A 26,240-nucleotide genomic window follows, 5' to 3' on the forward strand; every position below is an offset into this window, starting at 1 on the left:
AAAATTTCGTCACCCGCGCGCGGCGCGTTCGGGCCTCAGGTTGCATTCACCGGGTTGCATCAGCGAAAAATGCGCGGCTAGGGTATACCCGCCGCGCCTGCTTCAAGCCCTTCCCTCGGCGCGTCAAAGTGTCGAGACGGGCGCAAAGCCCATACGATCTGCGGCAGACATAAGAACTCGCCCCCCTGACTGTCAATGTTGGTTGATAGGCTATGGAGTGCTGTGTTTGCGCTGATGTTCAAATATTAACTTGGATTTCAGAGCCAGGGCCGCTATCGAGGCCCGCTCGCCGATGACCGGCGTTTTGGACAATTTAATCTCGGAGCCCCCACCGATGACGCGCATTCCGTTCGCCGCCCTCGCACTCCTATTCGGGGCTTCACTGCTGGGATCTCCGACGAGCCCTGCTTTTGCTGAAGATAAGGTCATCGCCACAATCGACGGCAAGCCGATTACCGAGGGTGATCTGGCGGTTGCCGAGAGCGAGATCGGTGGCGACCTCGGCAGCATGCCCGGCGCGCAGAAGCGCACGTCTTTGCTGGAATTTCTGATCGATAACCAGCTCTTCGCGGAAGCGGCGGAAGCTGAGAAGCTCGAGCAGTCGCCGGAATTCGCCACGCGCCTCGCGTACCTGAAGCGCCGGGCGCTCCGGGAGATGTACTTCGAAAAGACGATCAAGTCGTCCGTGACGGATGCGGATGCCCGCAAATCATATGACGAGCAAGTGAAGTTGATGCCGCCGGTCGAGGAAGTCTCGGCGCGGCATATTCTTGTCGAAACCGAAGATAAGGCCAAGGAACTCAAAGCCCAGATCGACAAGGGCGGCGACTTCGCGGAACTTGCAAAAGAAAACTCGAAAGATCCCGGCTCGAAGGACGACGGCGGAAACCTCGGTTACTTCGGCCATGGGCAGATGGTGCCGCAGTTCGAGAGCATCGTCTTCAAAATGAAAAAGGGCGAAGTTTCGGAACCGCTCAAGACTCAGTTCGGCTGGCATCTGGTCAAACTCGAAGACCGTCGCACCAAAGAGCCGCCGGCGTTCGACGTCGTGAAGGATCGCATCATTCAGTCGATGCTGCTGCAGAAGGCGCAGAAGGCCGCCGTGGCGCTCCGCTCGAAGGCGAAGATTGAAATCGTCGACCCGGAGGTCAAGAAGGCCATCTCGGAACGCGAAGCGATGGTGCAGAAGCAGGCAGAAGAGAGCAAGAAGAAGGACGCGGCTCCCGCTGACGCTGCCAAGACGGACGCGCCGAAGGCCGATGCCCCCGCAGAGGCTCCGAAGCCTTAAGCTCTGCTTCAGTCAACCGAAGCAATTCCTCATCTCTATTGTATCGGGCCGCTTGATTATGGCGGCCCGATCTGTTTCACGAAACCTCTGTCCCGGAGGTTCCCATGGCCAAAGCTTCTCCCGTCTCGCCGTTTGCACCCGCATCTCTTGCACGGCTGCCCGCCATCGATGGCGTTGCCTTTGCAACGGCTGAAGCTGGAATCCGATACAAAAAGCGCACCGATCTTCTGCTCGCGGTGATGGCCGAGGGCACGGCGGTGGCTGGCGTTCTCACGCAATCGAAAACCGCTTCCGCGCCGGTTCTCGCGTGCCGCAAACACCTGCGGAAAGGCGAAGCGCGCGCACTGGTCGTCAATTCCGGGAACGCCAACGCCTTCACTGGACAGAAGGGCCACGATGCGGTTGCCCTCACAGTCGAGTACGCCGTTGAAGCGACCGGAGCGAAACCGCACGAGGTGTTTGTGGCCTCGACGGGCGTCATCGGCGAGCCGCTGGACGCCACGAAGTTTTCGCACCTGCTGACCAGTCTCGCTGAAAGCGCGGAGCCGGATGCGTTTGAAGACGCGGCGCGGGCAATCATGACGACGGACACCTATCCGAAGCTCGCCACGCGCCAAGCCTTCATCGGCGACACCGAGGTCACGATCAACGGCTTCTGCAAGGGTGCCGGCATGATTGCACCCGATATGGCGACGATGCTTTGTTTCATCTTCACGGATGCCGCAATTTCTGCAGAGGCCCTTCAGCATCTGATCTCCGAGCACGCGCAAACGACGTTTAACTGCATGACGATCGATGGCGATACGTCGACCAGTGACACTTGCCTTGCATTCGCAACCGGCCGGGCTGCCGAGCGCGGGCAGAAGCTCGTCTCGAAGGCAAAATCGAAAAAGCTCGCTGGATTTTCTGACGCCCTGCACGATTTGATGCGCGATCTTGCAATTCAAGTTGCCAAAGACGGCGAAGGTCTTTCGAAATTCGTTACCCTTACGGTCGAGGGCGCGAAGACCTGGGCGGCGGCGCGCAAAATCGCACTCGCATGTGCCAATTCTTCGATCCTCAAGGCCGCGATTGCTGGCGAAGACCCGAATTGGGGTCGCGTTGTCATGGCGGTCGGCAAATCTGGGGAAGCGGCGAACCGCGACAAGCTTTCGATCTGGTTCGGCCCGCATTGCGTGGCGCGCAATGGAGAACGCGCAGAAAGTTACGATGAAGAAACTGCGGCTCAGTATATGAAGAATGGTGAGATCGACATTCGAATCGATGTCGGCGTCGGCAAAGCGAGCGCAACAGTCTGGACCTGTGATCTCACGCACGCGTATATCTCAATCAACGCAGATTATCGAAGCTGAGTGCGCGAACCGTATGGATAAAGCTTTTTGGGACGAACGCTGGCAACGGCGCGACATAGGCTTTCATCAGCCCCACATCCACGAGCAATTGCAGCGTTTTTGGCCTGATCTCGGCCTTCCGGTGGGGAGCTCGGTGTTCGTTCCACTGGCTGGAAAGAGCCGAGATATGGTGTGGCTCGCGGCGCAAGGGCATCGGATTGTCGGCATCGAATTGTCGGAAATCGCAATTCGGGAATTTTTCCTGGAGGGTGGCCAGCAGCCCGAGCAATCGTCTGATAGTCCGTTCGATATTTATTCGGTTGGTCCGTTCCGGCTTTATCGCGGCGATTTCTTCGATCTCACGGCGTCCGCGCTGCAAGACGTGCACGCAGTTTATGATCGTGCAGCCCTGATTGCGCTCCCCGCCGATAAGCGCCGCCAGTATGCAGATAAGCTCGCCGCCCTCATTCCGGTCGAAGCGAAAATTCTTCTGATCGGGCTCAGCTACCCCGAAAATGAGATGTCCGGGCCTCCGTTTTCGGTGCCGAAAGAGGAAGTGGAGCGGCTATACGGCAAGCTCTTTGACATCAGCGTGCTCAACGAGCGCGAGCGGCTTGAGTTCAGTCCGAGCCTTAAACGGCGCGGTGTCACCTCTCTGATCGAGACTGCGTACTTGCTGAAGCGCAAATGAAACCTCTCGTCCTTGTTGCGGCTGTCGCGCTGATCGATGACGACAAGCGCATCCTGCTCGCTCAGCGCCCGGCCGGAAAATCGATGGCGGGATTCTGGGAATTCCCTGGCGGAAAGATTGAAGCCGGCGAGACGCCGGAAGATGCGCTCTGCCGCGAAATCAAGGAAGAGCTTGGCATAGAGCTGTGCCGCACTTGCCTCGCGCCGTTTAATTTCGCGAGTCACGAGTACGAAACGTTTCACCTGCTGATGCCGCTGTATCTCTGCAAAAACTGGGACGGCGAGATCACGCCGCGCGAGGGGCAGGAGATCACCTGGGTCCGCGCGCTCGAGCTCTCGCGCTATCGGATGCCCCCCGCGGATGAACCGCTCATTCCTTGGCTTCGGGATCTTTTGAGCTAGGTTTCAAGACATCCGCCAATCGCGTCGTTGCCGAACCTGGGGCGAGCGGCTTTTGCTGGCTTTCGTGCGGCACCCAACCGGTCAATGTAATGATCTCGAACGTCGCGCGGACGCGGCCACCCGGAGCGGGGAACTTTTCGGCATAAATTTCGGCGGCGCGCAGAAGCAAAGACCGTGTGACCGGGCGGCGGCTCCGCTCGATCAGCATATTGCTCGCCGCCATCGCCTTCACATCTTGCATCAGGGCGAACGGCGACGCGTACGTTACGTCCACCACATCGCTGTCGGCCACGGGCAACGCAAACCCCGCACGCTGCAACAACGCACCCAAATCGCGAACATCTGCACACGGCGCCACTCGCGGAGACGCGCCACCCAGCACCTCTTCCTCGGCCAGCAGCCACGCTTCCCGAAGCTCCGTCAGCGTCGTTCCGCCGAGCAGCGCTGCCAGAAATAGGCCGTCCGGCCGCAAGGCGCGGTTGATCTGGACGAGCGCTCCAGGAAGATCATTCACGAGATGAAGCGCGAGCCCGGACACGACGAGATCAAGACTTTGCGGCGCGAAAGGCAAGGCTTCCTCGTCCGCCACGACCCTCTCGCCCACATCTCGGGCCGCCAAAGCAGACGAATATTCCACATCGATTATGCGGTGCAGATTTGGAAGGCGGCGCAACTCTCGCGAGAGCAATCCGTCATATGCACCGAGATTGACCGTGAGCGGAAAATCCCGGCGGATGATACCGAGCCGCTCGACAAAGTCTTCAGCGACGCGAGACAGTAGAAACTCGCATCCCGGTTTCGGTTCGCCGTTGGCGATGCGATCCCGCCGTTGGCGCAAAAGAGGTCGGTCGAAGATCTGTGGAGCGCCGGGCATTTCTACTTTTCCAAATTCAGTCTCGCTGGCGATAGCCTGTTGCGATAGGCTTCCGCAATGGAAACGACGTCGGGAAGCATGAGGCCGGTTTCGGAAATTGACGAAGAACCGACAGAGTCGGTCCGCAGAAACACTGCGTTTGCCAGCTTATCCGGCGCCGCCCGCAACCTCCTCGATATCGTCCTTCCTCCGGTATGCCTCGGATGCGCGTCGAGAATCATGGCGCACAATGCCCTTTGCCCGAAATGCTGGCGCCAGATCGATTTCGTGCGCCCGCCGCTGTGCGACCGGCTGGGGCTGCCGATGCCTTACGATACGGGCGGCGCGATGCTCTCCGCAGCCGCCGTTGCCGACCCGCCGGACTATGACCGGGCCCGCGCTGTTGCCCGCTTCGATGGCAAAATGCGCGATCTCATTCACGCATTCAAATTTCACGACAATCACAACGCGCGCGGGCTGTTCGGCCGATGGCTGATGGACGCTGGGCGCGATCTCATCGCTGGCGCTGATGTCATCGTTCCCATTCCGCTTGCTCGATGGCGGCTGCTTTCGCGTCGGTTCAATCAGGCTCAAATTCTAGCGTCGGAGATTGGGCGCCGGTCGTCGAAACCTGTGAAACCTTTCGCTTTGCAACGATCCCGGTCGACCAAGCATCAGATCGGGCTGAGCAAAGCGAAACGCCTCAGAAATGTGGCGGGTGCATTCCAGGTTTCTTCGAATGGCGTATCGGCGGTGGCGGGAAAGGCCGTACTGTTGATCGATGACGTTATTACGAGTGGCGCGACCGCTGGGGCCGCCGCCAAAGCCTTAAAACGCGCCGGAGCAAGCCGCGTTGATATCCTGGCGTTGGCAATTGTTTCCGATACGGCTCCGTAGGCGCATCATTCCGCCCGATTGGCGCGGCACAGAGGCGCAAATCGAGCGATGCGTGTTTGCATGATTGCGCGAACAAGGTAGGCTTGGGGCTGGCATGAAAACGGGCGAATGGAGACGCCGCGACGATGCACAAAGTGACGGTCTATACGGCAGGTAACTGCTGCTATTGCCATATGGCGAAGGACCTTTTGCGGCGTAAAGGCGCCGCGTTCGAGGAAGTCGATCTGACAGGGCGCAGCGACCTGCGCGCCGACCTTCGGGTACGCGCTGGCGGGCGGCATACCGTTCCGCAAATCTGGATCGACGATCTCCACGTCGGCGGATGTGACGACCTCCTGGATCTTGAGCGCTCCGGAAAACTCGACGACCTTCTTTCTCGAACCACATCGGCTTAACCAATGTCATTCGCATCGGGCTCAGGCTTTCGCGCAGCCCTCGTACAGATGTGCGCTGGCCGCGACGTATCTCGCAACGTCGCCGATGCCACCGCCCTGATCCGAGATGCGGCCTCGCAGAAGGCCGACTATATCCAGACGCCGGAATGCACAACGCTGATGGAGCTCGACGCGGATCGGCTGATGGCGGAAACGCACCCCGAAGCTGGCAACGCGGCTCTTGCGGCGTTCTCCGATACGGCGCGGGATCGCAAGGTCTGGCTGCACATTGGTTCGATCGCCGTCAAAGTTGGCGAGCGGCGGCTTACGAACCGGTCTTATCTGTTTGCGCCAAACGGCGAGATCGCAGCGCGCTACGATAAGATTCATATGTTCGACGTCGATCTCGGCAATGGCGAGATCTACAGCGAGAGCGTCAACTACCAAGCTGGAACGAGCGCCGTTCTCGCGGGCTTGCCGTGGGGCATGCTCGGAATGACGATCTGTTACGATGTGCGTTTTCCGGCGCTGCATCGCGCGCTTGCGAAGGGCGGCGCGAAGTTCATCGCATCGCCGGCCGCCTTCACCCGTATCACCGGTCAAGCGCATTGGCATACGCTCCTCAGGTCGCGCGCAATCGAAACGGAAACGTTTGTTCTGGCTGCAGGGCAGACGGGACATCACGAGAACGGGCGCGAGACGTTCGGGCATAGCCTCATCATCTCTCCGTGGGGCGAGGTTTTGGCGGACGCCGGATCCGAGCCCGGAGTTGTGGTTGCCGATATCGACGTGACGCGCATCGACGATGTTCGCCGCCGCGTGCCGTCGCTGACGCACGACCGTTCGTTCGAGGTCGTGACGATTTCGACGACCCCACTTGAGGCCGCCCACGAACAATGATCCGTTATCGCCTCGGCTGCTCCAGCGGCCACGAATTTGAAAGCTGGTTTCGATCAAGCGCAGACTATGACGTTCAGGCCAAAACGGGTGACGTTGCCTGTCCGTTGTGCGGGTCTACGACAATCGAGAAGCTGCCGATGGCGCCGGCCGTCGTATCGAGCCGTCGCGCTGCATCGGTAAAGCCGCAAGCCGAACACGCTGAAACCAATCACAATCCGTCTGAGCTGGCCGCTCTGCGCGCCGCCCGAAAGACCGTGATTGAGAATTCCGAGGACGTGGGAACGCGCTTCGCAGAGGAGGCGCGAAAGATCCATTTCGGCGAAACCGAAGAGCGCAGTATTCGCGGCAATTCGACTTTCGAAGAAGCTCGAGCCCTCTTTAACGACGGCATTCCGTTCGGTGTATTGCCCCGCCTGCCCGAAGACCTGGACTGAGCGCCGAGGCATGTCTTACCGCGCGCGGTTCATATGCGCGTCGCTTTCGTTTTCTATTCAGGATGCTCCAACGCTGCGCTAAGTCGGAGTTCGAAGCGGTGACGAACGGTAGTATTTCGCAGGCATTCGAAGCGTCCGAGGACGAGGGGTCGAATCCTGCTCCCACGGCGACGCTCGGCGAGATTATCGCACAGCGGCTGTCGCGACGAGATCTTGGGCGAGGGGTGCTCGCCGTTCTCGCGGTCGACGGCCTTCTGCCGCGTCTTGCGCCGTCTCGCGCCGAGGCCGCGAATGATGCTCCGGCGTTTTCGTTCGACGAACTCGCAGCGGGTTTCGATGAGACGCATCATGTTGCGCAAGGCTATGACGCCGACGTGCTCATTCGCTGGGGCGACCCGCTCGTCGCCCATGCGCCGGAGTTCGATCCGTCTGCACAATCTGCCGATCGCCAAGGCCGTCAGTTTGGTTACAACAACGACTTCCTTGGGTACATCCCGATCGACGGCCGATCCGATCACGGCCTCCTCGTCGTCAATCACGAATACACCTGCACAGAACTGATGTTTCCGGGGTTCGGCGATGTCGAGCGTTCGGCGCGAGCGGCCCACGCGACAGAGGACCAGGTCGCGATTGAAATGATGGCGCACGGTGGCTCCGTTCTCGAAGTCAAACGCGAGAATGGAAAGTGGCACGTCGTCAGCGACAGCAATTATGCCCGGCGCATTACGGCTGAGACCGAAATGCGTATTTCGGGACCGGCCGCCCGACATTTGAAGATGCGCACGGGAGCCGATTCATCAGGCACGCGCGTCAAAGGCATGCTCAACAACTGCGCTGGAGCCGTTACGCCGTGGGGAACGTGGCTGACGTGCGAGGAGAACATCAACGGGTATTTCATGAACATCGACGCCGCGGCGACCCACCCCGATGCCACGGCTCTCAAGCGCTATGGCATTCCGGCGATGTTTTATTCCTGGGGCCGATTCCACGATCGCTTTGACCTCGGCAAAGAGCCGAACGAATGTCATCGCTTCGGATGGGTTGTCGAGATTGATCCGTTCGATCCCGCATCGACGCCGGTTAAGCGGACGGCGCTCGGCCGTTTCAAACACGAGGGCGCGGGCAACATCGTCAACAAGGATGGCCGGTTCGTTATCTATCAGGGTGACGATCAGCGCTTCGACTACGTCTACAAATTCGTGACGACCGCACGTGTGGATACGTCCGACCGCGCAGCTAATCGCGATATTCTGGACGATGGTACGCTTTACGTGGCGCGCTTCGATGCCGATGGGACAGGGGTTTGGCTTCCACTCGTTCAGGGCCAGGGGCCGCTAACACCCGAAAACGGATTTCACACCCAAGGCGATGTCGTGATCTTCGCGCGCCTTGCTGCGGACCTGCTCGGCGCCACGAAAATGGATCGGCCCGAAGACATCGAAGCCAATCCGAAAACGAATTCCGTCTTCGTCATGCTGACAAACAATTCCAAGCGCACGCCTGAGCAAACGGACGCCGCAAATCCTCGTGCTCCCAATGCGTATGGCCACATCATCGAGATCAAGCCGGACGCCGATGATCACTCGGCAGCGGCATTCCGCTGGAACATTCTGGTCCGCTGCGGCGATCCTGCGATCGCCGACGTTGGCGCAACTTTCAATGCGCTGACGACGAAGGATGGTTGGTTCGCCAATCCGGACAACTGCGTGGTGGACGCGCTCGGGCGGCTCTGGATTGCCACCGACGGGAACTCCGAAGCGACGACCGGGCGGAACGACGGAATCTTCGCGCTCGAAACTGAGGGTTCACGGCGGGGAACCTCCAAGCTCTTCTTCCGCGTGCCTACGGGCGCGGAAATGTGTGGGCCGTATTTCACGCCTGATCTCGAAACGTTCTTCGTTGCCGTTCAGCACCCCGGCGAAGGCGACTACGACGACCCGAATGCTCCCGCCTCGACGTTCGAAGCCCCGTTGACGCGCTGGCCGGACTTCAAAGACGACATGCCCCCTCGCCCCTCCGTCATCGCGATTACGCGCAAGGGCGGAGGCAAGATCGCGGTTTGACGGGTCCCTTTCCGCCTTCTTCACCATAGTCTGCCGCCCAGTCTCTCCGGAGAGGCATTTTGACGGTTGCGGGGGTGGGCGGAAGCGGTGCAAACATCGACTCCTGGTCGGAGCTTTTGCTCCCAGCGGAGATCACCCGGAAGATGACATCGACGGTTACCCGATTTGACTCGGCCGCGCGTTCCGCATCGCGCGCCTCTTCTGCTCTTCGCCATGACTGGACCCGGACGGACGCGCTGGCGCTCTACGATCTGCCGTTCATGGACCTGCTGTACCGGGCGCAGACTGTGCACCGGTCTGCCTTCGATCCCAACAAAGTTCAAAAGAGCCGTCTGCTATCGATCAAGACGGGCGGCTGCGCCGAAGATTGCGGCTACTGCAGCCAATCAGCCCACCACAAGACCGGTCTCAAAGCCTCGAAGCTGATGGAAGTTGAGCGCGTGCTGGCCGAAGCGCGGAAGGCGAAGGCCGAGGGCTCATCGCGCTATTGCATGGGTGCCGCCTGGCGGAGCCCCAAAGCGCGCGACATGGACGTCATCGTAGCCATGGTCGAGGGCGTGAAGGCGCTCGGCATGGAAACGTGCATGACGCTCGGCATGCTTTCAGACGAGGATATCGTCAAACTGCGCGATGCCGGACTCGATTACTACAATCACAACATCGATACGTCGGAAGCCTATTACGAGAAGATCATCACGACGCGCACCTTCGCCGAACGCCTCGATACGCTGGCGCGCGTGCGTGAAGCGGGCATGAAGGTCTGCTCGGGAGGCATCGTCGGCATGGGCGAAACGCGCGAAGACCGCGCCGACATGCTGGTTACGCTCGCCAACCTCGAAGAGCATCCTGAGAGCGTGCCGATCAACATGCTCGTCGCTATTCCCGGTACGCCGCTTGAGGGCGCCGATCGCATCGACCCCATCGATTTCGTGCGCACGATTGCTGTCGCCCGCATCATGATGCCGAAGTCGTTCGTGCGGCTTTCTGCCGGGCGTACCGAGATGAGCGACGAAATGCAGGCGATGTGCTTCTTCGCTGGCGCCAATTCGATCTTCGCAGGTGACACGCTGCTGACGGCGGACAATCCTGGCGAAGACAAAGACAGCCGCCTTTTCGCGAAACTTGGCATTTCCGCGCTTGAGCTTGATCGGAGCGAAGAGAGCGACGGCTCATTTGAAAATGGAACCGGCGTTTGCGCCGGCCTCAAGGATGTCCGACAGTCATGAACGCGCACTTGAGGCGCTGGCGCGCCGAGGCCGGCTCCGCTCTCTAGCTGCGCCGCAGGGCGCTGACTTTACCTCCAACGACTATCTCGGCTTTGCGCAGTCCGCGAAAATGGGCGAGGCCGTAAAGCAAGCGCTTGCGCGTGGCGTTCCCGTTGGGGCGGGAGGATCGCGTCTTCTGCGCGGCAATCACGCGGAGCACGAAGCGCTAGAGCGCGAGGCTGCCGATTTCTTCGGCGCAGAGAGCGCGCTCTTTTTCGGCGGCGGCTTCATCGCCAACACTGCACTGCTCGCAACGCTTCCCGCACGTGGCGATCTTATCGTTTACGACGAACTCATTCATGCAAGCGCGCATGAGGGCATTCGCCTTTCCAAAGCGGACGCCGTGAGCGCTCGACACAACGATGCCGAAAGCATCGCGGCCGCAATCGATATGTGGCGCGCTGCAGGGCATTCGGGTCGACCATGGATCGTGATCGAAAGCCTGTACAGCATGGACGGCGACCAAGCGCCGATCGATGCGATTTTTGACATGGCGCAGAAGCATGACGCCATCCTGATCGTCGATGAAGCGCATGCGACGGGTGTGTTCGGACCCGACGGACGCGGGCTCGCGGCCCACCTTGAAGGCCGCGCCGACGTCATTTCCGTTCATACGTGCGGAAAGGCTCTCGGTGTGATGGGCGCTCTGGTTCTGGCGCCGCGCAGGATGCGCGATTTTCTCATCAATCGCGCCCGCTCGTTTATCTACGCAACGGCACCGTCGCCGCTCGTCGCCGCCGCCGTCCGCGCCTCGCTTCAACTTTGCCGAGACGAACCCGAGCGGCGCGATGATCTTCATCGCCTCATCGCGTTTACCGGGCGGGAGCTTTCCAAGCACACCCAATATCGGCCGTCTGGCTCTCAGATTCAGCCTATCGTTGTCGGCTCAGACGTTCGTGCGGTTGCGCTTGCGTCGGCGCTCCAAGCGCGGGGGTACGACATCCGAGCGATCCGCCCGCCGACCGTACCAGAGGGCACGGCGCGGCTTAGACTAACGATTACGCTGAATGCGACTGAAAACATGATCTCCGCGCTCGTTCGCGACCTCGCTTGTGCGGATGCGGAGACGGCCGCATGAGCGTGCGCATCGTTGTTGCAGGAACAGACACCAACATTGGCAAAACGGTTTTCGCAGCGGCGCTGACGCAGGCGCTCGGCGCGAGCTACTGGAAACCGACACAATCCGGACTCGCCGGTGAAACAGATTCCGAAGTTGTCGCGCGGCTTTCAAAGGCTGGCCCGGAGCGCATTCTGCCCGAGGGCTACCGGCTGAACAGCCCCGCTTCGCCGCATGTTTCGGCAGAGATCGACGGCCTCCAGATCGATCCGGACACGTTGCGGCCGCACGATCATCCGGCGCCACTGGTCATTGAACTGGCGGGCGGTCTCGCCGTGCCGCTAACGCGCGACCTGTTGCAGATCGATCTTCTATCGACGTGGGCTCTGCCCGTCGTGCTTTGCGCTTCGACGCGGCTTGGAACGATCAATCATTCATTGCTGTCGATCGAAGCGCTAAAACGACGGTCCATCCCGATCATGGGGATTGCCTTCATCGGCGACGAAGCCCGCGACAGCGAGCAAACGATTGCTGCATTCGGCGGCGTGAAGCATCTGGGTCGCTTGCCGCAGATCGATCCGCTCGATGCACATTCGTTACGTGCCGCATTCAACGCGAACTTCAACGTGAGCGATTTCGCGAGCGAAGGCGTGCCAAGATCATGACATCATCACCTGTCTGGCACCCTTTCACGCAACATGGCCTCGAACAGCAGTTTCCGGAAATCGTTCGCTCCGAAGGCGCTTGGCTTGAAACCCGTGATGGGCAGCGGATTTTCGACGGCATTTCGTCGTGGTGGGTCATCACCCATCGCCATCGTCACCCGAAAATCATTGAAGCCATTCGCAATCAGGCCGAGCGGCTCGATCAGGTCATCTTCGCGGGACTGACGCATGAGCCCGCAGAAGCCACGGCGCGCGCGCTTCTCGACATGGTGCCTGCGGGGCTCGCGCATGTTTTCTTTTCCGATAGTGGTTCAACAGCTGTCGAAGTCGGATTGAAGATGGCGCTTGGATATTGGCGCAACATCGGCCAAAGCCGAACGCGCGTTCTGGCGCTTGAGCACGCCTATCATGGCGATACCGTTGGCACGATGTCGGCCGGCGCGCGCGGTGTATTCAACGCTCCCTATGAACCCCTTCTCTTCGACGTGGGACGCATTCCTTTTCCGCTGGCTGGTCGACAGCAGGATACGTTCGACGCGCTCGAAGCAGAATGCCGAACCGGCGCCGTCGCCGCCTTCATCTGCGAGCCACTGGTTCTCGGTGCGGGCGGAATGCTGCTTTACGATGCCGCAACCCTGCAGGAGATGCAGCGGATTTGCGCGGCGTATGGCGTACTCTTCATCGCAGATGAAGTCATGACGGGCTTCGGCCGGACGGGCACCGCATTTGCCTGCGAACAAGCTGGTTTCACGCCTGACATTCTTTGTCTTGCGAAAGGTCTGACCGGCGGCTCAATACCGCTCGCTGTGACGCTGTGCACGTCCGCGATTTTTCAGGCGCACCTTTCCGAGGATCGCGCGCGCATGTTCTTTCATTCGAGTTCTTTTACAGCGAACCCGATTGCATGCGCGGCCGCGGTGGCAAACCTCACTATTTGGCGCGATGAGCCAGTGCTTGATCGCGTGAAGAAAATCGCAGAGGCACAGGAGCGCGGCCTCGCCGCGCTTGAGGCAACCGAGCGCTTCGAGAATCTTCGTCGTCTCGGAACCATCGCCGCTGCCGAAATCAAAGGCGGCGACAGCGGGTATCTCAACGACATTTCGCTACGTTTGCGCGCCGCGCTGCTGCGCCGGGGCGTTCTTCTCAGGCCGCTCGGAAATACGCTTTATGTGATGCCGCCTTACTGCGCGACGGATGATGATCTCGACGCCGTCTACGCTCACATTGAAGACGCGATCGATGAGGTCGGACGATGAGCGGCGTCGAAATTATCGGGCTTGGGCATTTCGCGCCGAGCCGCGTTGTACCCAACAGCGAAATCGAAAACCGTCTGGGACTCCAATCTGGATGGATCAAGCGGCGAACAGGCATCGAAGCGCGGCGCTATGCGGCGGACGACGAAGCCTTGTCCGATCTTGCCGTTGCCGCTGGCGACATGGCGTTGAAGCGTGCTGGCTTCCGCCGGGACGACGTGGCGCTGCTGCTGCTCGCGACATCGACGCCGGATCATCTATTGCCGCCGAGCGCCCCGCTCGTCGCGCATCGGCTTAGACTCGCGTCAGCGGGCGGGATCGACATGGCGGGCGCGTGCGCGGGGTTTATCTACGCGCTGACGCTCGCCGATAGTTTCGTTCGCACGCATGGCCAAGCGGTACTTGTCATCGCAGCGAATATTCTGTCCCGACGTATCAATCCGGCAGAGCGTGCGAGCAGCGTTTTGTTTGCCGACGCGGCTGGCGCCGTTCTCCTCGCGCCCAGCGAGCGGGACGACGCTGGTGTGATCGGCGCGCATCTTGCGGCCGCAGGTGCGCACTATGATCTGATAAAAATTCCAGGTGGAGGAAGCCGCAAACCGTTCGGCGCCGATTTCGATCCCGCCGAGGCGCTGATGGCCATGCCTGACGGCCAATCGGTCTATACGAAGGCCGTCGCAATGATGGCGACTGCGGCGACGACCGCGCTCGGCAAGGCGCGCGTTGACGTCTCAGACGTCAACCATTTTATTCCGCATCAGGCCAACGCACGTCTGATGGCGACTGTCGCGCATCAGATTGGCGTTCGGCCGGACGTGATGCGTTCGACCGTCGATCAATTCGGCAACAGCTCTGCTGCGACCATTCCTTTCACGATGTCGATGGCTGCCGAAAAAACTCCAAACGCGCGCGGCGATATCATCCTTATGACCGCGGCGGGTGCAGGCCTCTCCGGCGGCGGCGCTGTTTTTCGCTCGTAGGCAAACCCTACGCGATCCGTCGCAAACGCATACATAACTTTAATCTTGACTTGAGTAGTCTAGATTAGCTTAATGTCCTCGTGCCATTTGCGAGGCCTTGAACCTCGATACATTGGAGAGACACGATGAAGCGTTCACACCTTGAGGGTGAGCGAGCCGATGCGCGCGATTTGTCGAGCACCGCTTTGACTGCAACATTGTTTGCGGCTTCCGCAGGTATGATCTGGGACTTGGCAACGGGCCATGCTTCCGCTTTCGATCGCATCCTTTCAAATCTTTCCGATAGCGAAACACCGAACTCACGTTGAGCGTGAGTTCAAAGCGCAATTGCGCGCGCCTTGCGCATATTTCAATCAATCATCCCCATGCTGACGGAGAGTGACGATATGGGTGACAGCAAATCGAAAACGCCGAAATCGGATTGCTCAGGCGGAAAAGACGAACCCGTTTGCGCCGGACAAGCGCTCGGCTTTCCACTCCGCCGCACGCTTGGCTTCTCTCCTATTGAGAATGTCACGCTCGATGTTTTCCGGTGCGTTTGCGACGTCTACTCCTCCGGCTCGACCCAGCCGTGGGAAATCGCGATGAAGGCCGCTGAAGAGCATCTTGGCGATGTCGAAGGTCCAGTTCTTGTGGGCCACGTGACGGCGCTGCTGCGCGCGCTGAGGCGCGAACGGGCGCTTGGATTTTCCTATCTCAGCATCGGCTGCCATCATATCTCGCCGGACGAACTGGCCGTGACTGCCGTTCTGAAATCGGTCCATCTTAAAGATCAGGCCGCATTTGAACGCGGAATTGCTTTGATTCTCGATAACGGAAAGCGTTCCGAGAGAACACGTTCCGCCGTGCGCGCGCTTGCCGCGCATCAGTCGCGTCATAGATTGCATTCCCCTGCGTCCATGCGCGGCGCGACAGACTTCGAGACCCAATCCGTTCAAGCTACGTATCTGCACTGAGGCCCGTCACGGTTGTGGACCATAAAGTTCGACTACGCTTACGGACGTTGACGTAACTTCGATGTCAAACAAGACCAATCCGAATTTGGCATCACCCGGCAGTGCAAGCGCGGAAGCTGATCCCAAAACCGCATCGCCGATAGGCACTTCTATTGGCGGCGCAAAACCGCGGTATCGCGTGACTGACCTCATGCAGGGGCAGCGCGAAATCATTCTTGATCATCGTGGACAAGAATATCACTTGCGCATTACCGCAACTGGCAAACTAATCCTAACCAAGTAACGTTCTATCGAAGGGCTGAAATCGTATGAACGGCGCGACACGACATATAGCGGCGGCGGCAATTACACTGGCGACCGCTTTTTCTTCGGCCTTATTTATGCCTGCCCTGGCGGACGATGCGCAGCCGAAAGCGGCGCAGGATGCAAACCCTCGTATTCTTTCGCTCGGTGGCGACGTAACGGAAATTCTCTATGATCTCGGCCAAGCCGACAAAGTGGTGGCGGTGGACTCGACAAGTCAATTTCCGGCGCAGGCTCTGAAGGACAAAAAGAACGTCGGCTATCTGCGCGCGCTTTCCGCTGAGGGCGTACTGTCGATCAATCCGAATGTCATCGTTGCTTCGGAACAGGCCGGACCACCCGAGGTCGTCAAGGCGCTCAAGAGCACGAATATTCGCTACGTCGAGATCGACGACAATCCGAGCGCGGATGGCGTGCCAGCCAAGGTTCGTTCGATTGGCGATGTGGTTGGTGCGCGCGACGCGGCGGAAGCACTCGCCACCAAAATTCAAACGGAATTTGATGCGCTTGCGAGCGACCGGAAGACGCTCGGCAAGCATAAGCGCGTCCTGTTCGTTCTGTCGGTGCAGAACGGACGCGCCGTCGTTGGCGGCGGTGGAACGAGCGCAGATGCCATTTTGCAGCTCGCTGGTGCAGACAACGCAGCTGCGAAGATCTCCGGCTTCAAACCCGTAAGCGACGAGCAGCTTGCTGAGTTCGCTCCGGATGCGCTGGTCATCATGCGGCGCGGGGAAGCCAGCCGACACGGCGCTGAGCAGGCACGTAGCCTCGCCGGGCTGAGCGGCACGCCTGCGTCGAAGGAAGAGAACCTGATCGAGATGGATGGCCTTTATCTGTTAGGCTTCGGTCCCCGTGCGCCGGCGGCAGCGCGCGATTTAATGCAAAAGCTCTATCCGCAAATGGCGAACGCAACGCAGTCATCCAAACCGTGACGACGACAGAGCAGACTTTCGGAACGCACGCCAGAATCATCGGGATGCGCGGCACCATCTTTGCCGCCCTCGGTGTTCTTCTTCTTTGTGCCATCACACTCTCGCTCGCGATAGGCCCGACGGGAATTTCCTTGCAAGCGTTGCCGCGCGCGATCTCAGCATCTTTAGGCTGGGTCGATGATCCGGCGGCAGCGCGCGATCGACTCGTGTTGATCGATCTTCGATTGCCGCGGACGCTTCTTGCGGGCTTCGTTGGCGCCGCACTGGCAGTATCCGGTGCGATGATGCAGGGCATGTTCCGCAACCCTCTCGCTGATCCGGGTCTCATCGGCGTTTCTTCCGGCGCAGCGCTGGCAGCCGTCGCGACGATTGCTTTCAGTCACGGCGTTGCCGCCAACTTCATTCAGCCTTTGGGTATCTACGCTCTACCAATCGCTGCGTTTACCGGCGGCCTTATTACGACGCTGACGCTGGTTGCCATTTCCTCGCGGCGCGGACATCTCGCAATTGGAACATTGCTGCTTGCAGGCATTGCGCTTGGAGCTCTGGCGGGCGCAATTACCGGCTTTATCTCTTACTCAAGCGACGATCGCGAACTTCGTGATCTGACGCTTTGGATGATGGGTAGTCTCTCGGGCGCGAGTTGGCCTAAAGTGGGAGCGATCCTGCCTTTCGCCGTCGTTCTGGCAATTTTTGTCCCGCGGCTGATGCGCGAGCTTAACGGATTTCTGCTTGGCGAGGTTGAGGCCATGCATCTCGGCGTCGACACCGAAAAGACGAAAAAGCTTGCCGTCGTGATGACGGCGGCCGGCGTTGGCGCTGCCGTTGCCGTAGCGGGCGTTATTGGATTTGTCGGCCTCGTCGTGCCGCATGTCATGCGCCTCATCGGCGGGCCGGATCATCGCATTGTTCTTCCCGGCAGCGCGCTTCTCGGCGCCGTTCTCGTGATCTTTGCGGACATCGTTGCGCGGATGGCCGTCAGCCCTGCCGAAATGCCGGTCGGTATCGTGCTCGCAGCGATCGGCGCACCGGTGTTTCTGCATCTCGTTCTTCGCCGCGGCATGGGAGGCTGGGAGTAGCCATGCTCGAAGCGAGACACGTGACCGTCACACGCGGCGACAAAAAACTTCTCGATCAGATTTCCTTGGAAATCGTTCCCGGAAAACTAACGGCCGTCGTTGGGCCAAACGGGGCTGGAAAATCGACCCTGCTGCGCGTTCTCACCGGCGAAATCAAACCGACCGATGGCACGGCGACATTGGACGGCACAAACCTTAGCGATTTTGCGGCCGCTCAGCTCGCGGCGCGGCGCGCGGTCGTCTCGCAATCGACGACGCTGGCTTTTTCGTTCACGGTTTTAGAAGTCGTGATGCTCGGCGCAACGGTGCCCGCGTTCGGCATTTCCGATCCCGCAGCGCAAGTGGCCGCGCGTGAGGCGTTAGAAGCTGTCGGGATGGCGAAATTCGAATCCCGACCACTGCCACAACTTTCGGGCGGCGAGCGCCAGCGCGTGCACATAGCGCGTGCGCTGTGTCAGCTTCAGATGGCGCCGCGTACCGATGACCGCCCTTTGGCTCTTCTGCTAGACGAGCCAACAGCAAGCCTCGATCTGAAGTATCAGCGGAATATGCTGAAGGTCATCCGAAGTCAGGCCCAGAGTGGCAGGGCCGTGTTCCTCGTCATTCACGATCTCAATCTTGCGGCCGCGTTTGCCGACGAGATCGTTTTGATGTGCGAGGGTCGAATTGCAGCGCGCGGGCGACCCAATGATATTCTGAATGAATCGACCCTCAGCGACGTGTACGGGTGTCGCCTGTGCGTCATCAAACCAGACGGCGCGAGCCACCCGATCGTCCTTCCGATTTCAATCGATGGAAGCGACGCGGTGACGATCGCAGCGGAATGAAATTGTTAAAATAGCGCATCGCATTAACTTGACGATGTTCGTAAAGAACAATACGTTTTGGGCACAACAGGTATGCTCCTTGCCGTCGCGATGAACTTGCGACAGCGTTCATGTCAGCCAAGCCGACGAACACTCGTTGTTCGCGCTAGCCAGCCAAAACAATCTGCCCCTACTCAAGGCCAGACTCTCTTGGTCAACCGGACACGATGGTCACATACCCGTATTGGAGTTACGATGCGTCCTCGAGCTAACTGACTTTCCCGTCTCGTCGCTCTTGAACACATCGGCAGCGGATCGGATTGCTTATAACCCCAGCCACCGATCCGCTGCTTTTTTCTTTCAACGTCGGAGATACATGACCATGTTTATCGCAATGAATCGCTTCAAGGTGGCAATCGGCTCGGAGAAGGAGTTCGAGCAGGTCTGGTTCACGCGTGAGATCAATCTTCACAAAGAGCCCGGCTTTATTTCCTTCCAGATGCTGCGCGGTCCCGTGCGCGACGATCATGTGCTGTATTCCTCGCACACGCTTTGGAACTCGGTCGCTGACTTTGAGGCTTGGACGAAGTCTGAATCATTCCGCAAATCGCACTCGGGCGCGGGATCGTCGAAGAAGCTGACCCTCGGTCATCCGGAATTCGAAGGCTTTGAAGTGATTCAGGACGTCCAGAGCGACGGCACTGCCCGGATCCTTGACGCGGCCGAGTAAGTCCTCGGTTCGCAAGCCTCTCGTTTCGCGCATTTCTCATAAGGATTTCACGATGTCCGATGTTTCGACGGCGAGCCCAACGGCCGAGCGTCCCTCTCTTGTTGAGCGGATGGCGGGTAACGCCGATGGAATCCTTGAGAAGATTGCGGCCGAGTATGGCGTTAGCACACTCGACGCCGTGAAGGCGTTGCCGGAGCAATTTCGCACCATCGTGCCGGGCGCGGCATTCGAGAAGATTCTCGCCGCGCTCGTCGCATGGGGCCCCGTTGTCTTCATCGTGCATACGCCTGACATCGTGCTGGAGTGCGAGGGGCCGATCCCGCCTGGCACCTATGGGCGCGGGTATTTCAATCTGCATGGCGACAGCCCTATCGGCGGTCACATACGGGCAGAAAACTGCGAGACGATTGTTTTCGTGGCGCGGCCGTTCATGGGCCGGGAGTCGCTTTCGCTTCAGTTCTTCAACGGAGCTGGCGAAGCGATGTTCAAGGTCTTCGTCCGCCGTGACGATAAGCGCGATCTCATTGCTGAGCAGGTGGCGCTCTACAATGACTTGCGGAAGAGCTACAAAAACGGCTCGGCCTGAGATACCTCAGGCCGGCTTCCGTCCGCATCGCTATGACGCGATCGGAAAACTCACCTTTACGCGCAGCCCGGGATTGTTGTCGCCGAGAGTGATCTTCGCGCCGTGTAGTTCTGCGATCGCAGCGACAAGGCTCAGACCCAGTCCGCTTCCATCGGTAGAACGGGCATGCTCCAAGCGATAGAGGCGCCGGAAGACATTCTCGCGTTCCGATGACGGAATGCCCGGACCCGTATCGACAATCTCGACGTCATAGCTTTCGGCCGTACGCTCCAAGCGAATGGCGATCTTCGTTCCGACCGGGCAATGTCGAATGGCGTTCTCGACGAGGTTGGCGAAAAGCTGAACGAGCAGTTCGTAATCGCCACGGATCTCGGCGGCTTCTCCGAGACTTTCCGTCAGACTCAGATCCTGCCCTGCGTCTTCGGCGACAATGTCGTAGACATCGCGGACTTCGGCGAGCAGGCCCCGCAGTTCAACCGATACAAACCGATCCTTGCGAGCACCGGCTTCGATCTGTGTGATCCGCAACAATGCGTCGAATGTTCCGGTAATTGAATCGATGTCCAGCAGCGCGCTTTCAAGGTCCACGCGAACCTGCTCAGGGTTCTCGGTCTTTCTAAGCGCGTCGTCGAGGCGCTGCCGCAACCGGCCAAGTGGCTTTTTCAGATCGTGTGCGATGTCCGAAGAGGACTGATTGACGTTCTCAATGAGCCTCTGCAGATTGCCGAGCATGCCGTTGACTTGAACAGCTACCTGATCGATGTCGTCGTGAAATCCCGATATCGGTACGCGCGTTGCGATCTGTCCTTGAGATACGCGCGCCAACGTCTGCGCGAACGCATCGATGCGTTGTTGCGTCTGGCGTGCGAAGTATATCGCAGACAGCACCAAAGCGACGGCCGTGGCCAACAGGCCGAAAGCCAGAAGTTTCAGCAGAAACGACTTCATCTGCTTCACTTCGCTGTTGTCGCTTCCGACCAGAAGCCGCCCCTTGCTGAGCGGCCTCCAGATCGCAAGGAACTCGTCCGTCGGGTCGCCACGGTCGAGCGAGAAGTTGAGATCTGAACGCTGGAGCGTCATCCAATGATCGGAATTCGGCACGCCGCGGACATTGCCTGCGAGGAACGTCCCGTTCTCATCGACAAGTTCGACAATGAAATCCGGATCGCGAATTGAGACGCTTTCTTCGCCGACGACGGCCACGAGGTCGTCGAACGTTCGCTCGCCGTCGAGCACGGTCAATGTATCGATGTTGGAACGAACCCGATCACGGATATCGCTTACGAGGCGGGCACTCGCGACCAAATATATGACCGTGAAAAGAACGAGGACTGTCGTGAGGAAGAACAGAGAGAACGTTGCGGCCAAACGGATCGGCGTGCGCTTGAGAAGATCGCGCACTGTTATGCCTCGTCGTTGATCGTGTAACCGCTGCCGCGGATCGTATGGATCAGCTCCTTGCCATACGGCTTATCGATTTTCGTGCGCAGGCGCGAAATGTGCGTTTCGACGACGCTCGTTCTTGGATCGAAATGAAAGCTCCAAACTCGCTCGAGCAACATCGTGCGCGTGACGACGCGACCGCGATTTCGCATCAAGACTTCGAGCAAACGGAACTCGCGTGGCTGCAGATCGATCGTATCGCCAGCACGAGTGACTTTGCGGCTGACAAGATCAACTTCCAGGTCACCGACCTTCAGCCGCGTGTCCTCGCCCTTGCTGTGTGGACGACGAACGAGTGCGTTGACGCGCGCCAGGAGTTCGGAGAACGCAAAAGGCTTTATGAGATAGTCGTCGCCGCCTGCGTCCAGACCTTCAACGCGGTCATCAACGCCACCCAGCGCCGTCAAAAACAGGACGGGGACACGACGTCCGGCGCCGCGAATGGCCTTTATGATCGCGAGCCCATCAAGACCTGGCAGCATGCGATCGAGGATGACGACATCGTAATCCTCGTTTAGCACCTGCGCGACAGCATCGCGCCCATCAGACAAATGATCGACGTGATGTCCTTCCTCCTCAAGGCCTTTGGAAACGTACGAGGCGGTATTGGCATCGTCTTCAAGCAGGAGGATTCTCATGGCGCACCGACCGTAAATCCTATGGCCGAACCTGACGGCCGGACCGGCGGATTATAGGAACGCTGCATCCTGTGCAAAGGAATTCGTTCGTCGCGGTTACGGGCCGCAGCGCCAAAGGCCTTGCCGCGGACGCTGCCCCCACGGCAAGTGAGGCTATTTCTGGTTTCGAAGTGCGGCCGCCGACGCGGCTCGCCTAGCGGAAATAGAAGGGAATGGTGAAGCGGAGATCGTTGGGGGAGACACCCTCCGGCGGCGTTCCGAACGGTGCTGCCCTGCGCACAGCGGCCATCGCCAGCTGATCCAGGTTTGCTCTTCCGGACGATCCTGCGATCTTGACGTAGCTCAGATCGCCGGAGGCCGTCACTCCGAACGATACGCGGGTCGTTCCACTGTGACCGTCGCCCATCGGTTTATTCCGCGAGAGAACGGTGCGGATGCGTGCCGCATAATTCAGCACGTTGCCCCGGCTCGCCGATACCCGGCCGCTCTTGGCAGACTGCGCTGCGCTTGCCCGTGAGGTGGTGCTGCCCGCGGCCGAGGCGCGGGATTCTGCCTGTGCTGTCAGCTTGCGCTCGACCTTTTGTTCGGCCTCGCGTTCCTTGCTTTCAGTCTCGACCTCTTGCGTTTCGACCTGCGCTAGCTGGACCTCTTCCACCGTTTCGACGGGGTCGATGGCTTTAATCTCGCTCACCTCGTCGGGCTCGGCGGCCCCGCGGATAACGGTCAGCGGATCTTCCGTCGGGTTTAAGGCGGCAGGTGTTACCTCAGCGACCTCAAGCGGTCGGGGAGGCGGAGGCTCGGCCGCCTCGACAGCCTCTTCTGCCTCGTTGACCGGCTGAGGCGCCGACTGAGCCGCCTCAACGCTGCCAGCTTGCGAAGCCGCTGAAGCCGCGGCCGCAGTCTGGATAGATTCCGTTTCGATGGATTCGAGAACGACCGTCTGTTCCATCGCCAAGCTGATCGCGTCGGACTTTTCTGCGACCGTCCCGAACTGCTCGGCTGAATCCGACCAGTCGATCATGGTCAGCGCGATCGCGCCATGCAGGCAGAAGGAAAAGAGAATTGCAGAATTGCGCAGCCATTGCGCGGGACGCTTTGCCGATGTGATCGCAGCTGCCGCTGGAACGACTTCCAATGGCGTGCCGGGCGAAGGCTCGAAGCGACCCCTGTCGTCGAGCAGTCGCGATTGTTCGCGCCGCGTATCCGTATCGAACGAAAGAAGTTTGAGGTTGCGGCGAACGTGGCTCAGCGAAGGCGCTGGCGTGCTCCGACGCACCGGATGCTCCGGCGAGCCAAAGGCTAACGCGGGAGGCGGCTCGGTGCGCGGGATGTCTGCCTGCTCAGGGGACTGACGCGAAAACATGATGATTACGCGGTGACGAGCAATCGCAGTTGCGTGGTGGCTCTGTGGGGGCTGCGAAACTGCTGGGCAAAGAACATGTCGCCGGTCTCCATATCCGCATCATTCGCCGCGTCATGCGGCCATTCAATGCAAACACCGGCGAGCACAACGCTCGCCGATGTCACCATACTTCCCCCAGTCATGATGGCGTCGCGCGTCACGGCACGGCGCCATCCCCCGTGTTTTAGAACTGTGCTTTCGCTGTCAGATAGAATGTCCGCCCCATGCCGGTGTCGTTGCAGCCCGGCAGGTTGGAGCCGTAGCAATTCCGACCATCGAAGAAGGCGGTCGTCAGTGCTTCGGTGTATTCCTTGTCGAACAGGTTCGAGATGTTGAAGCCGAGTTCGATGTTTTCCGTGACCTTGTAGCTCGAGAAGAAGTCCACGAGCGTGTAGCCCGGCATGAACTGGCTTGCGTAGAAGCCGCCCACGTTGGTTGCGCCAACGTCGCTTTCTGAGAAGTACGAGACGCGGCCACCAAGCGTCAGCTTACGATCGAGAAGACGAACGCCAGCCGACGTTACGAGCGTATGCTCGGGCAGATAGCTGTGTGCGCCGAAGCCGTCCACCTGCGATGGCAGGTCTGTGTGCGTGTACGTGTAGCTCAAGCCGGCGAACACATAGCCCGCGTCGTACATGCTTTGCAGCTCTACGCCTTGGACCGTCGAATTGCCCTCTGCGTTGCAGAAGTACATTGAACCGAACATCGTCGAGCATGCAGCGATATAGTCGCTTACATTCTGCCGGAAGTAGTCGGCCTTCATGCGGAAGGAGTCGTCGACTGTGAACAGCCGATCCTGCTTGATGTTCGCGCCGACTTCCCAGCCGCGCTGGCTTTCAGGATTGAGGAACGGATTTGGCGAGAAGCCGATGCCTGATGCGCCTGGATGATTGCCGCCTGCGAAGAGCTCGGAGATCGTGGGCGGACGCATCGATTCAGAATATGTGATGTAGGGCTGCAGCCAGTCCGTTACTTGTGCAGCCAGCGTGACTTTCGGATCGAAGTTGCCGCCGTCCTTATCAACCGAGTAACGGCCGATTGGATACCACGGCGGAAATCCTGCGCCCGGATTGCCGACACCGGTGCCCTTGATCGCGTACATGTCGTACTTGAGACCAACGGTCAGGTCGAAAATGCTCTTTGAGAACACGGTTTCGGAAAACACCGCGCTCGTTGCCGCGTATCCCGACGAGTTCACACCACCGCCCGCCACCGGACGGAAGCGGTTGTAAGTATCGACGTCGTCGCCGAAGAATTCGTAGCCGTACTGCGATTTGACCCGGATGCTGCCGATGTTGAAGCGGGACGTATTGGACACGTCCATTCCCAGCCCGGTGTCGTCGATAACGCGGCCCCATGCCGTGCCCTGAGGTGGGTTGCCTACGGTCGGCGTCTTATCCGTGCCGTACATCATCTTGGCGTTGTTGTAGTAACCGTTCAGCCTGAAATCGATGAGATCATTGCCGATCGGGTTGTAGGCGTACTTCGCCGTATACGTCTGAGTTTTGACGTTCTGGTTATACGAGTTGGCGAAGAAATCGTTGTCATAGAAGACGCCGCCGAAGCGCAGCGACTGTTCCTGATTGAGCTGGAAGTTGATCTTGAACAGACCCGACGTCAGGTTTTGGAAGGTGTCGGGAATTTCAACTCCGGCTGCATTCTCATAGTTGTCCGGCTCACGATGGCTGATTGCGCCCGCGATGCTGACGCCGCCACTGCGCGCGGCTGCCGCCGCCATCTCCGAGAAGCCTTGATGGTTGCTGGCCCATTCAAGTTTGGTAATCGCGCCCATGTTCTTGCCAGGCAGCAGGATGTCTTCGACATCAAGCGTGCGCAGGTTTACGGCACCAGCCAAAGCGCCTGCACCACCTGCCGTCGACACAGCGCCACGCGTGACATCAACCCCGGCGACAAGCGACGAGTCGATGTACGCGAAGCCTTGTGCTTCGTGGCCGAGGAAGCGGAAATTCTGGCGCGCGCCGTCGATCGACGTGTTCACGCGGCCGGAACCTTCAAAGCCGCGAATATTGACAGCCAGACCGGCGTTCTGCGGGCTGACGCGCGTAAAAGTGCCGGGCTGCGAGCGCAGCGCATCATCTAGGTTGGAATTGCCGTACGTCGCGAGTTCATTACCCGTTATGACGCTGACGCCTGCGGGCGTGTTGTAAGGCGCATCAGAAGCAGCGGACATCGAGCCAGAACTCGCCTCTGCCGTCTCTTCATCGAAAGGCTCAGGTGCGCTGGCTTGAACCGGCTGCGGCCGCGGCTTGCTTTTCGCGGCGCTGCTTTTTTTCGGCTTCGTGCTTTGAACATCGATGCCGGGAAGTTCCGTCTCCTGCGCATGAGCGGAATTGACCGCGGCGAGCGCTGCGATTGACAATCCAAGCGTCAATGAGCGAGCGAGCGCCCGAATAACCGGTAGACCCTGAGAGACGTAGAGACGTCGCGACGGCATGAACAACCCCCCGTTGTTGTAAAACGTAATACGGGCTGGCTGGCTCGCGCTTACGCGCACCGGGCGGGCTTGCCTCGATCTCCAGCAACAAAACTCCTTGCGAGAGCGCCGACGGAGAGCTGAAGTCTTAACGACTTAGCTCGAGTACATTGCTCAACATTACAAAATAAGTCAACAAATTCACTCCGTCCGACCATGCGACGCAGACGCCGCAGCATCGCCGCTGGAATCGCGAATCTTCTGGCTTTTCCGCCTTGTTATGTATGCTGCATAAACTCTGGAATCATTCCACGGGCTGCGCTGTTGCAGATTGCACGCACCCGACCGGCGCGCCGATTTGTTTGGCCTGACGCTTAGGCCTTTTCGTCTCTCCCGGCAGAGGTCTACGCCCGTTGGAGATGATGAGCCGGATCTCTCGTCTGCTGCCGACGATCAAATTCAATTTCGGGCGCTAGCGT

28 protein-coding genes are annotated in these 26,240 nt (G+C 59.5%); 22 read left to right on the forward strand and 6 right to left on the reverse strand.

Features of this window, described 5'->3' with window-relative positions; genetic code table 11:
- The first annotated feature begins 334 nt into the window (after window positions 1–334).
- From DLM45_RS07185 to mutT, 4 genes are all read left to right on the forward strand, one after another.
- The gene (locus tag DLM45_RS07185) at window positions 335–1,288 is read left to right on the forward strand and encodes a peptidylprolyl isomerase (RefSeq protein ID WP_181336486.1); all 954 of its coding nucleotides are present in this window, start codon (window positions 335–337) and stop codon (window positions 1,286–1,288) included.
- Window positions 1,289–1,392: 104 nt separating this feature from the next.
- Entirely contained in the window at window positions 1,393–2,640 is a 1,248-nt protein-coding gene (gene argJ / locus DLM45_RS07190; RefSeq protein WP_181336487.1) for a bifunctional glutamate N-acetyltransferase/amino-acid acetyltransferase ArgJ, read from the forward strand.
- Window positions 2,641–2,653: 13 nt separating this feature from the next.
- A complete protein-coding gene (locus tag DLM45_RS07195; RefSeq protein WP_181336488.1) occupies window positions 2,654–3,310 on the forward strand; it encodes a thiopurine S-methyltransferase in 657 nt (218 codons plus the stop codon).
- Entirely contained in the window at window positions 3,307–3,711 is a 405-nt protein-coding gene (gene mutT, locus DLM45_RS07200; RefSeq protein WP_181336489.1) for an 8-oxo-dGTP diphosphatase MutT, read from the forward strand. Before DLM45_RS07195 ends, mutT begins: the two co-directional genes overlap by 4 nt.
- On the opposite strand, the gene DLM45_RS07205 is transcribed toward mutT, so the two are convergent.
- A complete protein-coding gene (locus DLM45_RS07205; protein WP_181336490.1) occupies window positions 3,680–4,585 on the reverse strand; it encodes a class I SAM-dependent methyltransferase in 906 nt (301 codons plus the stop codon). The genes mutT and DLM45_RS07205 overlap by 32 nt on opposite strands.
- 78 nt (window positions 4,586–4,663) lie before the next feature.
- On the opposite strand from DLM45_RS07205, the gene DLM45_RS07210 reads away from it, so the two are divergent.
- The 18 genes from DLM45_RS07210 (at window position 4,664) to hutX (ending at window position 19,844) form a co-directional block, all read left to right on the forward strand.
- A complete protein-coding gene (locus tag DLM45_RS07210) occupies window positions 4,664–5,461 on the forward strand; it encodes a ComF family protein (RefSeq protein ID WP_181338221.1) in 798 nt (265 codons plus the stop codon).
- Window positions 5,462–5,586: 125 nt separating this feature from the next.
- Window positions 5,587–5,856, forward strand: coding sequence for a glutaredoxin 3 (grxC, locus tag DLM45_RS07215; RefSeq protein WP_181336491.1), 270 nt, complete (start codon window positions 5,587–5,589; stop codon window positions 5,854–5,856).
- A 3-nt stretch (window positions 5,857–5,859) separates the two neighbouring features.
- Window positions 5,860–6,735, forward strand: a complete 876-nt coding sequence (locus tag DLM45_RS07220) for a carbon-nitrogen hydrolase family protein (RefSeq protein WP_181336492.1) — start codon at window positions 5,860–5,862, stop codon at window positions 6,733–6,735.
- A complete protein-coding gene (locus DLM45_RS07225) occupies window positions 6,732–7,169 on the forward strand; it encodes a DUF1178 family protein (RefSeq protein WP_181336493.1) in 438 nt (145 codons plus the stop codon). Before DLM45_RS07220 ends, DLM45_RS07225 begins: the two co-directional genes overlap by 4 nt.
- A gap of 62 nt (window positions 7,170–7,231) precedes the next feature.
- The gene (locus tag DLM45_RS07230) at window positions 7,232–9,232 is read left to right on the forward strand and encodes a PhoX family protein (protein WP_181336494.1); all 2,001 of its coding nucleotides are present in this window, start codon (window positions 7,232–7,234) and stop codon (window positions 9,230–9,232) included.
- 143 nt (window positions 9,233–9,375) lie between these two features.
- Window positions 9,376–10,458 carry a biotin synthase BioB gene (gene bioB / locus DLM45_RS07235; protein WP_181336495.1) on the forward strand — a complete coding sequence of 361 codons (1,083 nt, stop codon included), beginning with the start codon at window positions 9,376–9,378 and terminating at the stop codon, window positions 10,456–10,458.
- Window positions 10,442–11,575 (forward strand): 8-amino-7-oxononanoate synthase, encoded by a 1,134-nt coding sequence (locus DLM45_RS07240; protein WP_181336496.1) that lies wholly within the window; start codon window positions 10,442–10,444, stop codon window positions 11,573–11,575. The genes bioB and DLM45_RS07240 overlap by 17 nt, the downstream gene beginning before the upstream one ends.
- On the forward strand, window positions 11,572–12,219 hold the full coding sequence (bioD, locus tag DLM45_RS07245) for a dethiobiotin synthase (protein ID WP_181336497.1): 648 nt from the start codon (window positions 11,572–11,574) through the stop codon (window positions 12,217–12,219). The genes DLM45_RS07240 and bioD overlap by 4 nt, the downstream gene beginning before the upstream one ends.
- Window positions 12,216–13,475: an adenosylmethionine--8-amino-7-oxononanoate transaminase gene (locus DLM45_RS07250; RefSeq protein ID WP_181336498.1), complete on the forward strand. Its 1,260-nt coding sequence runs from the start codon at window positions 12,216–12,218 to the stop codon at window positions 13,473–13,475. The genes bioD and DLM45_RS07250 overlap by 4 nt, the downstream gene beginning before the upstream one ends.
- A complete protein-coding gene (locus tag DLM45_RS07255) occupies window positions 13,472–14,452 on the forward strand; it encodes a beta-ketoacyl-ACP synthase III (RefSeq protein WP_181336499.1) in 981 nt (326 codons plus the stop codon). The genes DLM45_RS07250 and DLM45_RS07255 overlap by 4 nt, the downstream gene beginning before the upstream one ends.
- A gap of 125 nt (window positions 14,453–14,577) precedes the next feature.
- Window positions 14,578–14,760, forward strand: a complete 183-nt coding sequence (locus tag DLM45_RS07260; RefSeq protein WP_181336500.1) for a hypothetical protein — start codon at window positions 14,578–14,580, stop codon at window positions 14,758–14,760.
- A gap of 78 nt (window positions 14,761–14,838) precedes the next feature.
- Window positions 14,839–15,408, forward strand: a complete 570-nt coding sequence (locus DLM45_RS07265) for a hypothetical protein (protein WP_181336501.1) — start codon at window positions 14,839–14,841, stop codon at window positions 15,406–15,408.
- 61 nt (window positions 15,409–15,469) lie between these two features.
- A complete protein-coding gene (gene hemP, locus DLM45_RS16620; protein WP_181336502.1) occupies window positions 15,470–15,691 on the forward strand; it encodes a hemin uptake protein HemP in 222 nt (73 codons plus the stop codon).
- A gap of 97 nt (window positions 15,692–15,788) precedes the next feature.
- On the forward strand, window positions 15,789–16,643 hold the full coding sequence (locus DLM45_RS07275) for a heme/hemin ABC transporter substrate-binding protein (RefSeq protein ID WP_181336503.1): 855 nt from the start codon (window positions 15,789–15,791) through the stop codon (window positions 16,641–16,643).
- Window positions 16,644–16,687: 44 nt separating this feature from the next.
- Entirely contained in the window at window positions 16,688–17,722 is a 1,035-nt protein-coding gene (locus DLM45_RS07280) for a FecCD family ABC transporter permease (RefSeq protein ID WP_181336504.1), read from the forward strand.
- Window positions 17,713–18,549 (forward strand): heme ABC transporter ATP-binding protein, encoded by an 837-nt coding sequence (locus tag DLM45_RS07285; RefSeq protein ID WP_425485232.1) that lies wholly within the window; start codon window positions 17,713–17,715, stop codon window positions 18,547–18,549. The genes DLM45_RS07280 and DLM45_RS07285 overlap by 10 nt, the downstream gene beginning before the upstream one ends.
- Window positions 18,550–18,910: 361 nt before the next feature.
- Entirely contained in the window at window positions 18,911–19,258 is a 348-nt protein-coding gene (gene hmuQ / locus DLM45_RS07290; RefSeq protein WP_181338222.1) for a heme-degrading protein HmuQ, read from the forward strand.
- A 52-nt stretch (window positions 19,259–19,310) separates the two neighbouring features.
- Window positions 19,311–19,844, forward strand: a complete 534-nt coding sequence (gene hutX / locus DLM45_RS07295) for a heme utilization cystosolic carrier protein HutX (RefSeq protein ID WP_181336506.1) — start codon at window positions 19,311–19,313, stop codon at window positions 19,842–19,844.
- A 30-nt stretch (window positions 19,845–19,874) separates the two neighbouring features.
- On the opposite strand, the gene DLM45_RS07300 is transcribed toward hutX, so the two are convergent.
- The 5 genes from DLM45_RS07300 to DLM45_RS07320 all read right to left on the reverse strand — a co-directional run bounded on the left by DLM45_RS07300 (window position 19,875) and on the right by DLM45_RS07320 (window position 25,782).
- On the reverse strand, window positions 19,875–21,245 hold the full coding sequence (locus tag DLM45_RS07300; protein ID WP_343062253.1) for a sensor histidine kinase: 1,371 nt from the start codon (window positions 21,243–21,245) through the stop codon (window positions 19,875–19,877).
- A 2-nt stretch (window positions 21,246–21,247) separates the two neighbouring features.
- Window positions 21,248–21,925 (reverse strand): winged helix-turn-helix domain-containing protein, encoded by a 678-nt coding sequence (locus tag DLM45_RS07305; RefSeq protein WP_181336507.1) that lies wholly within the window; start codon window positions 21,923–21,925, stop codon window positions 21,248–21,250.
- Between the two features lie 193 nt (window positions 21,926–22,118).
- Window positions 22,119–23,288, reverse strand: a complete 1,170-nt coding sequence (locus tag DLM45_RS07310) for an energy transducer TonB family protein (RefSeq protein WP_181336508.1) — start codon at window positions 23,286–23,288, stop codon at window positions 22,119–22,121.
- Window positions 23,289–23,293: 5 nt separating this feature from the next.
- Complete coding sequence (locus tag DLM45_RS07315) at window positions 23,294–23,488, reverse strand: hypothetical protein (RefSeq protein WP_181336509.1); 195 nt, start codon at window positions 23,486–23,488, stop codon at window positions 23,294–23,296.
- Between the two features lie 23 nt (window positions 23,489–23,511).
- Complete coding sequence (locus DLM45_RS07320) at window positions 23,512–25,782, reverse strand: TonB-dependent hemoglobin/transferrin/lactoferrin family receptor (protein WP_181336510.1); 2,271 nt, start codon at window positions 25,780–25,782, stop codon at window positions 23,512–23,514.
- Window positions 25,783–26,240: the final 458 nt, after the last annotated feature.

Origin of the sequence: Hyphomicrobium methylovorum (assembly GCF_013626205.1) — a bacterium.
GTDB classification, from domain to species: Bacteria; Pseudomonadota; Alphaproteobacteria; order Rhizobiales; family Hyphomicrobiaceae; genus Hyphomicrobium_B; species Hyphomicrobium_B methylovorum.

Bases quoted from the DNA above. Each gene is read 5' to 3' on its own strand.
- DLM45_RS07250 (WP_181336498.1), top strand. From the start codon at position 12,216: ATGACATCATCACCTGTCTGGCACCCTTTCACGCAACATGGCCTCGAA.
- DLM45_RS07265 (WP_181336501.1), top strand. From the start codon at position 14,839: ATGGGTGACAGCAAATCGAAAACGCCGAAATCGGATTGCTCAGGCGGA.
- DLM45_RS07255 (WP_181336499.1), top strand. From the start codon at position 13,472: ATGAGCGGCGTCGAAATTATCGGGCTTGGGCATTTCGCGCCGAGCCGC.
- DLM45_RS07275 (WP_181336503.1), top strand. From the start codon at position 15,789: ATGCCTGCCCTGGCGGACGATGCGCAGCCGAAAGCGGCGCAGGATGCA.
- DLM45_RS07280 (WP_181336504.1), top strand. From the start codon at position 16,688: ATGCGCGGCACCATCTTTGCCGCCCTCGGTGTTCTTCTTCTTTGTGCC.
- DLM45_RS07310 (WP_181336508.1), bottom strand. From the start codon at position 23,288: ATGTTTTCGCGTCAGTCCCCTGAGCAGGCAGACATCCCGCGCACCGAG.
- hmuQ (WP_181338222.1), top strand. From the start codon at position 18,911: ATGTTTATCGCAATGAATCGCTTCAAGGTGGCAATCGGCTCGGAGAAG.
- DLM45_RS07185 (WP_181336486.1), top strand. From the start codon at position 335: ATGACGCGCATTCCGTTCGCCGCCCTCGCACTCCTATTCGGGGCTTCA.
- DLM45_RS07320 (WP_181336510.1), bottom strand. From the start codon at position 25,782: ATGCCGTCGCGACGTCTCTACGTCTCTCAGGGTCTACCGGTTATTCGG.
- DLM45_RS07210 (WP_181338221.1), top strand. From the start codon at position 4,664: ATGAGGCCGGTTTCGGAAATTGACGAAGAACCGACAGAGTCGGTCCGC.
- bioB (WP_181336495.1), top strand. From the start codon at position 9,376: ATGACATCGACGGTTACCCGATTTGACTCGGCCGCGCGTTCCGCATCG.
- DLM45_RS07260 (WP_181336500.1), top strand. From the start codon at position 14,578: ATGAAGCGTTCACACCTTGAGGGTGAGCGAGCCGATGCGCGCGATTTG.
- mutT (WP_181336489.1), top strand. From the start codon at position 3,307: ATGAAACCTCTCGTCCTTGTTGCGGCTGTCGCGCTGATCGATGACGAC.
- DLM45_RS07220 (WP_181336492.1), top strand. From the start codon at position 5,860: ATGTCATTCGCATCGGGCTCAGGCTTTCGCGCAGCCCTCGTACAGATG.
- DLM45_RS07240 (WP_181336496.1), top strand. From the start codon at position 10,442: ATGTCCGACAGTCATGAACGCGCACTTGAGGCGCTGGCGCGCCGAGGC.
- DLM45_RS07305 (WP_181336507.1), bottom strand. From the start codon at position 21,925: ATGAGAATCCTCCTGCTTGAAGACGATGCCAATACCGCCTCGTACGTT.
- hemP (WP_181336502.1), top strand. From the start codon at position 15,470: ATGTCAAACAAGACCAATCCGAATTTGGCATCACCCGGCAGTGCAAGC.
- bioD (WP_181336497.1), top strand. From the start codon at position 11,572: ATGAGCGTGCGCATCGTTGTTGCAGGAACAGACACCAACATTGGCAAA.
- grxC (WP_181336491.1), top strand. From the start codon at position 5,587: ATGCACAAAGTGACGGTCTATACGGCAGGTAACTGCTGCTATTGCCAT.
- DLM45_RS07205 (WP_181336490.1), bottom strand. From the start codon at position 4,585: ATGCCCGGCGCTCCACAGATCTTCGACCGACCTCTTTTGCGCCAACGG.
- argJ (WP_181336487.1), top strand. From the start codon at position 1,393: ATGGCCAAAGCTTCTCCCGTCTCGCCGTTTGCACCCGCATCTCTTGCA.
- hutX (WP_181336506.1), top strand. From the start codon at position 19,311: ATGTCCGATGTTTCGACGGCGAGCCCAACGGCCGAGCGTCCCTCTCTT.
- DLM45_RS07230 (WP_181336494.1), top strand. From the start codon at position 7,232: ATGCTCCAACGCTGCGCTAAGTCGGAGTTCGAAGCGGTGACGAACGGT.
- DLM45_RS07195 (WP_181336488.1), top strand. From the start codon at position 2,654: ATGGATAAAGCTTTTTGGGACGAACGCTGGCAACGGCGCGACATAGGC.
- DLM45_RS07225 (WP_181336493.1), top strand. From the start codon at position 6,732: ATGATCCGTTATCGCCTCGGCTGCTCCAGCGGCCACGAATTTGAAAGC.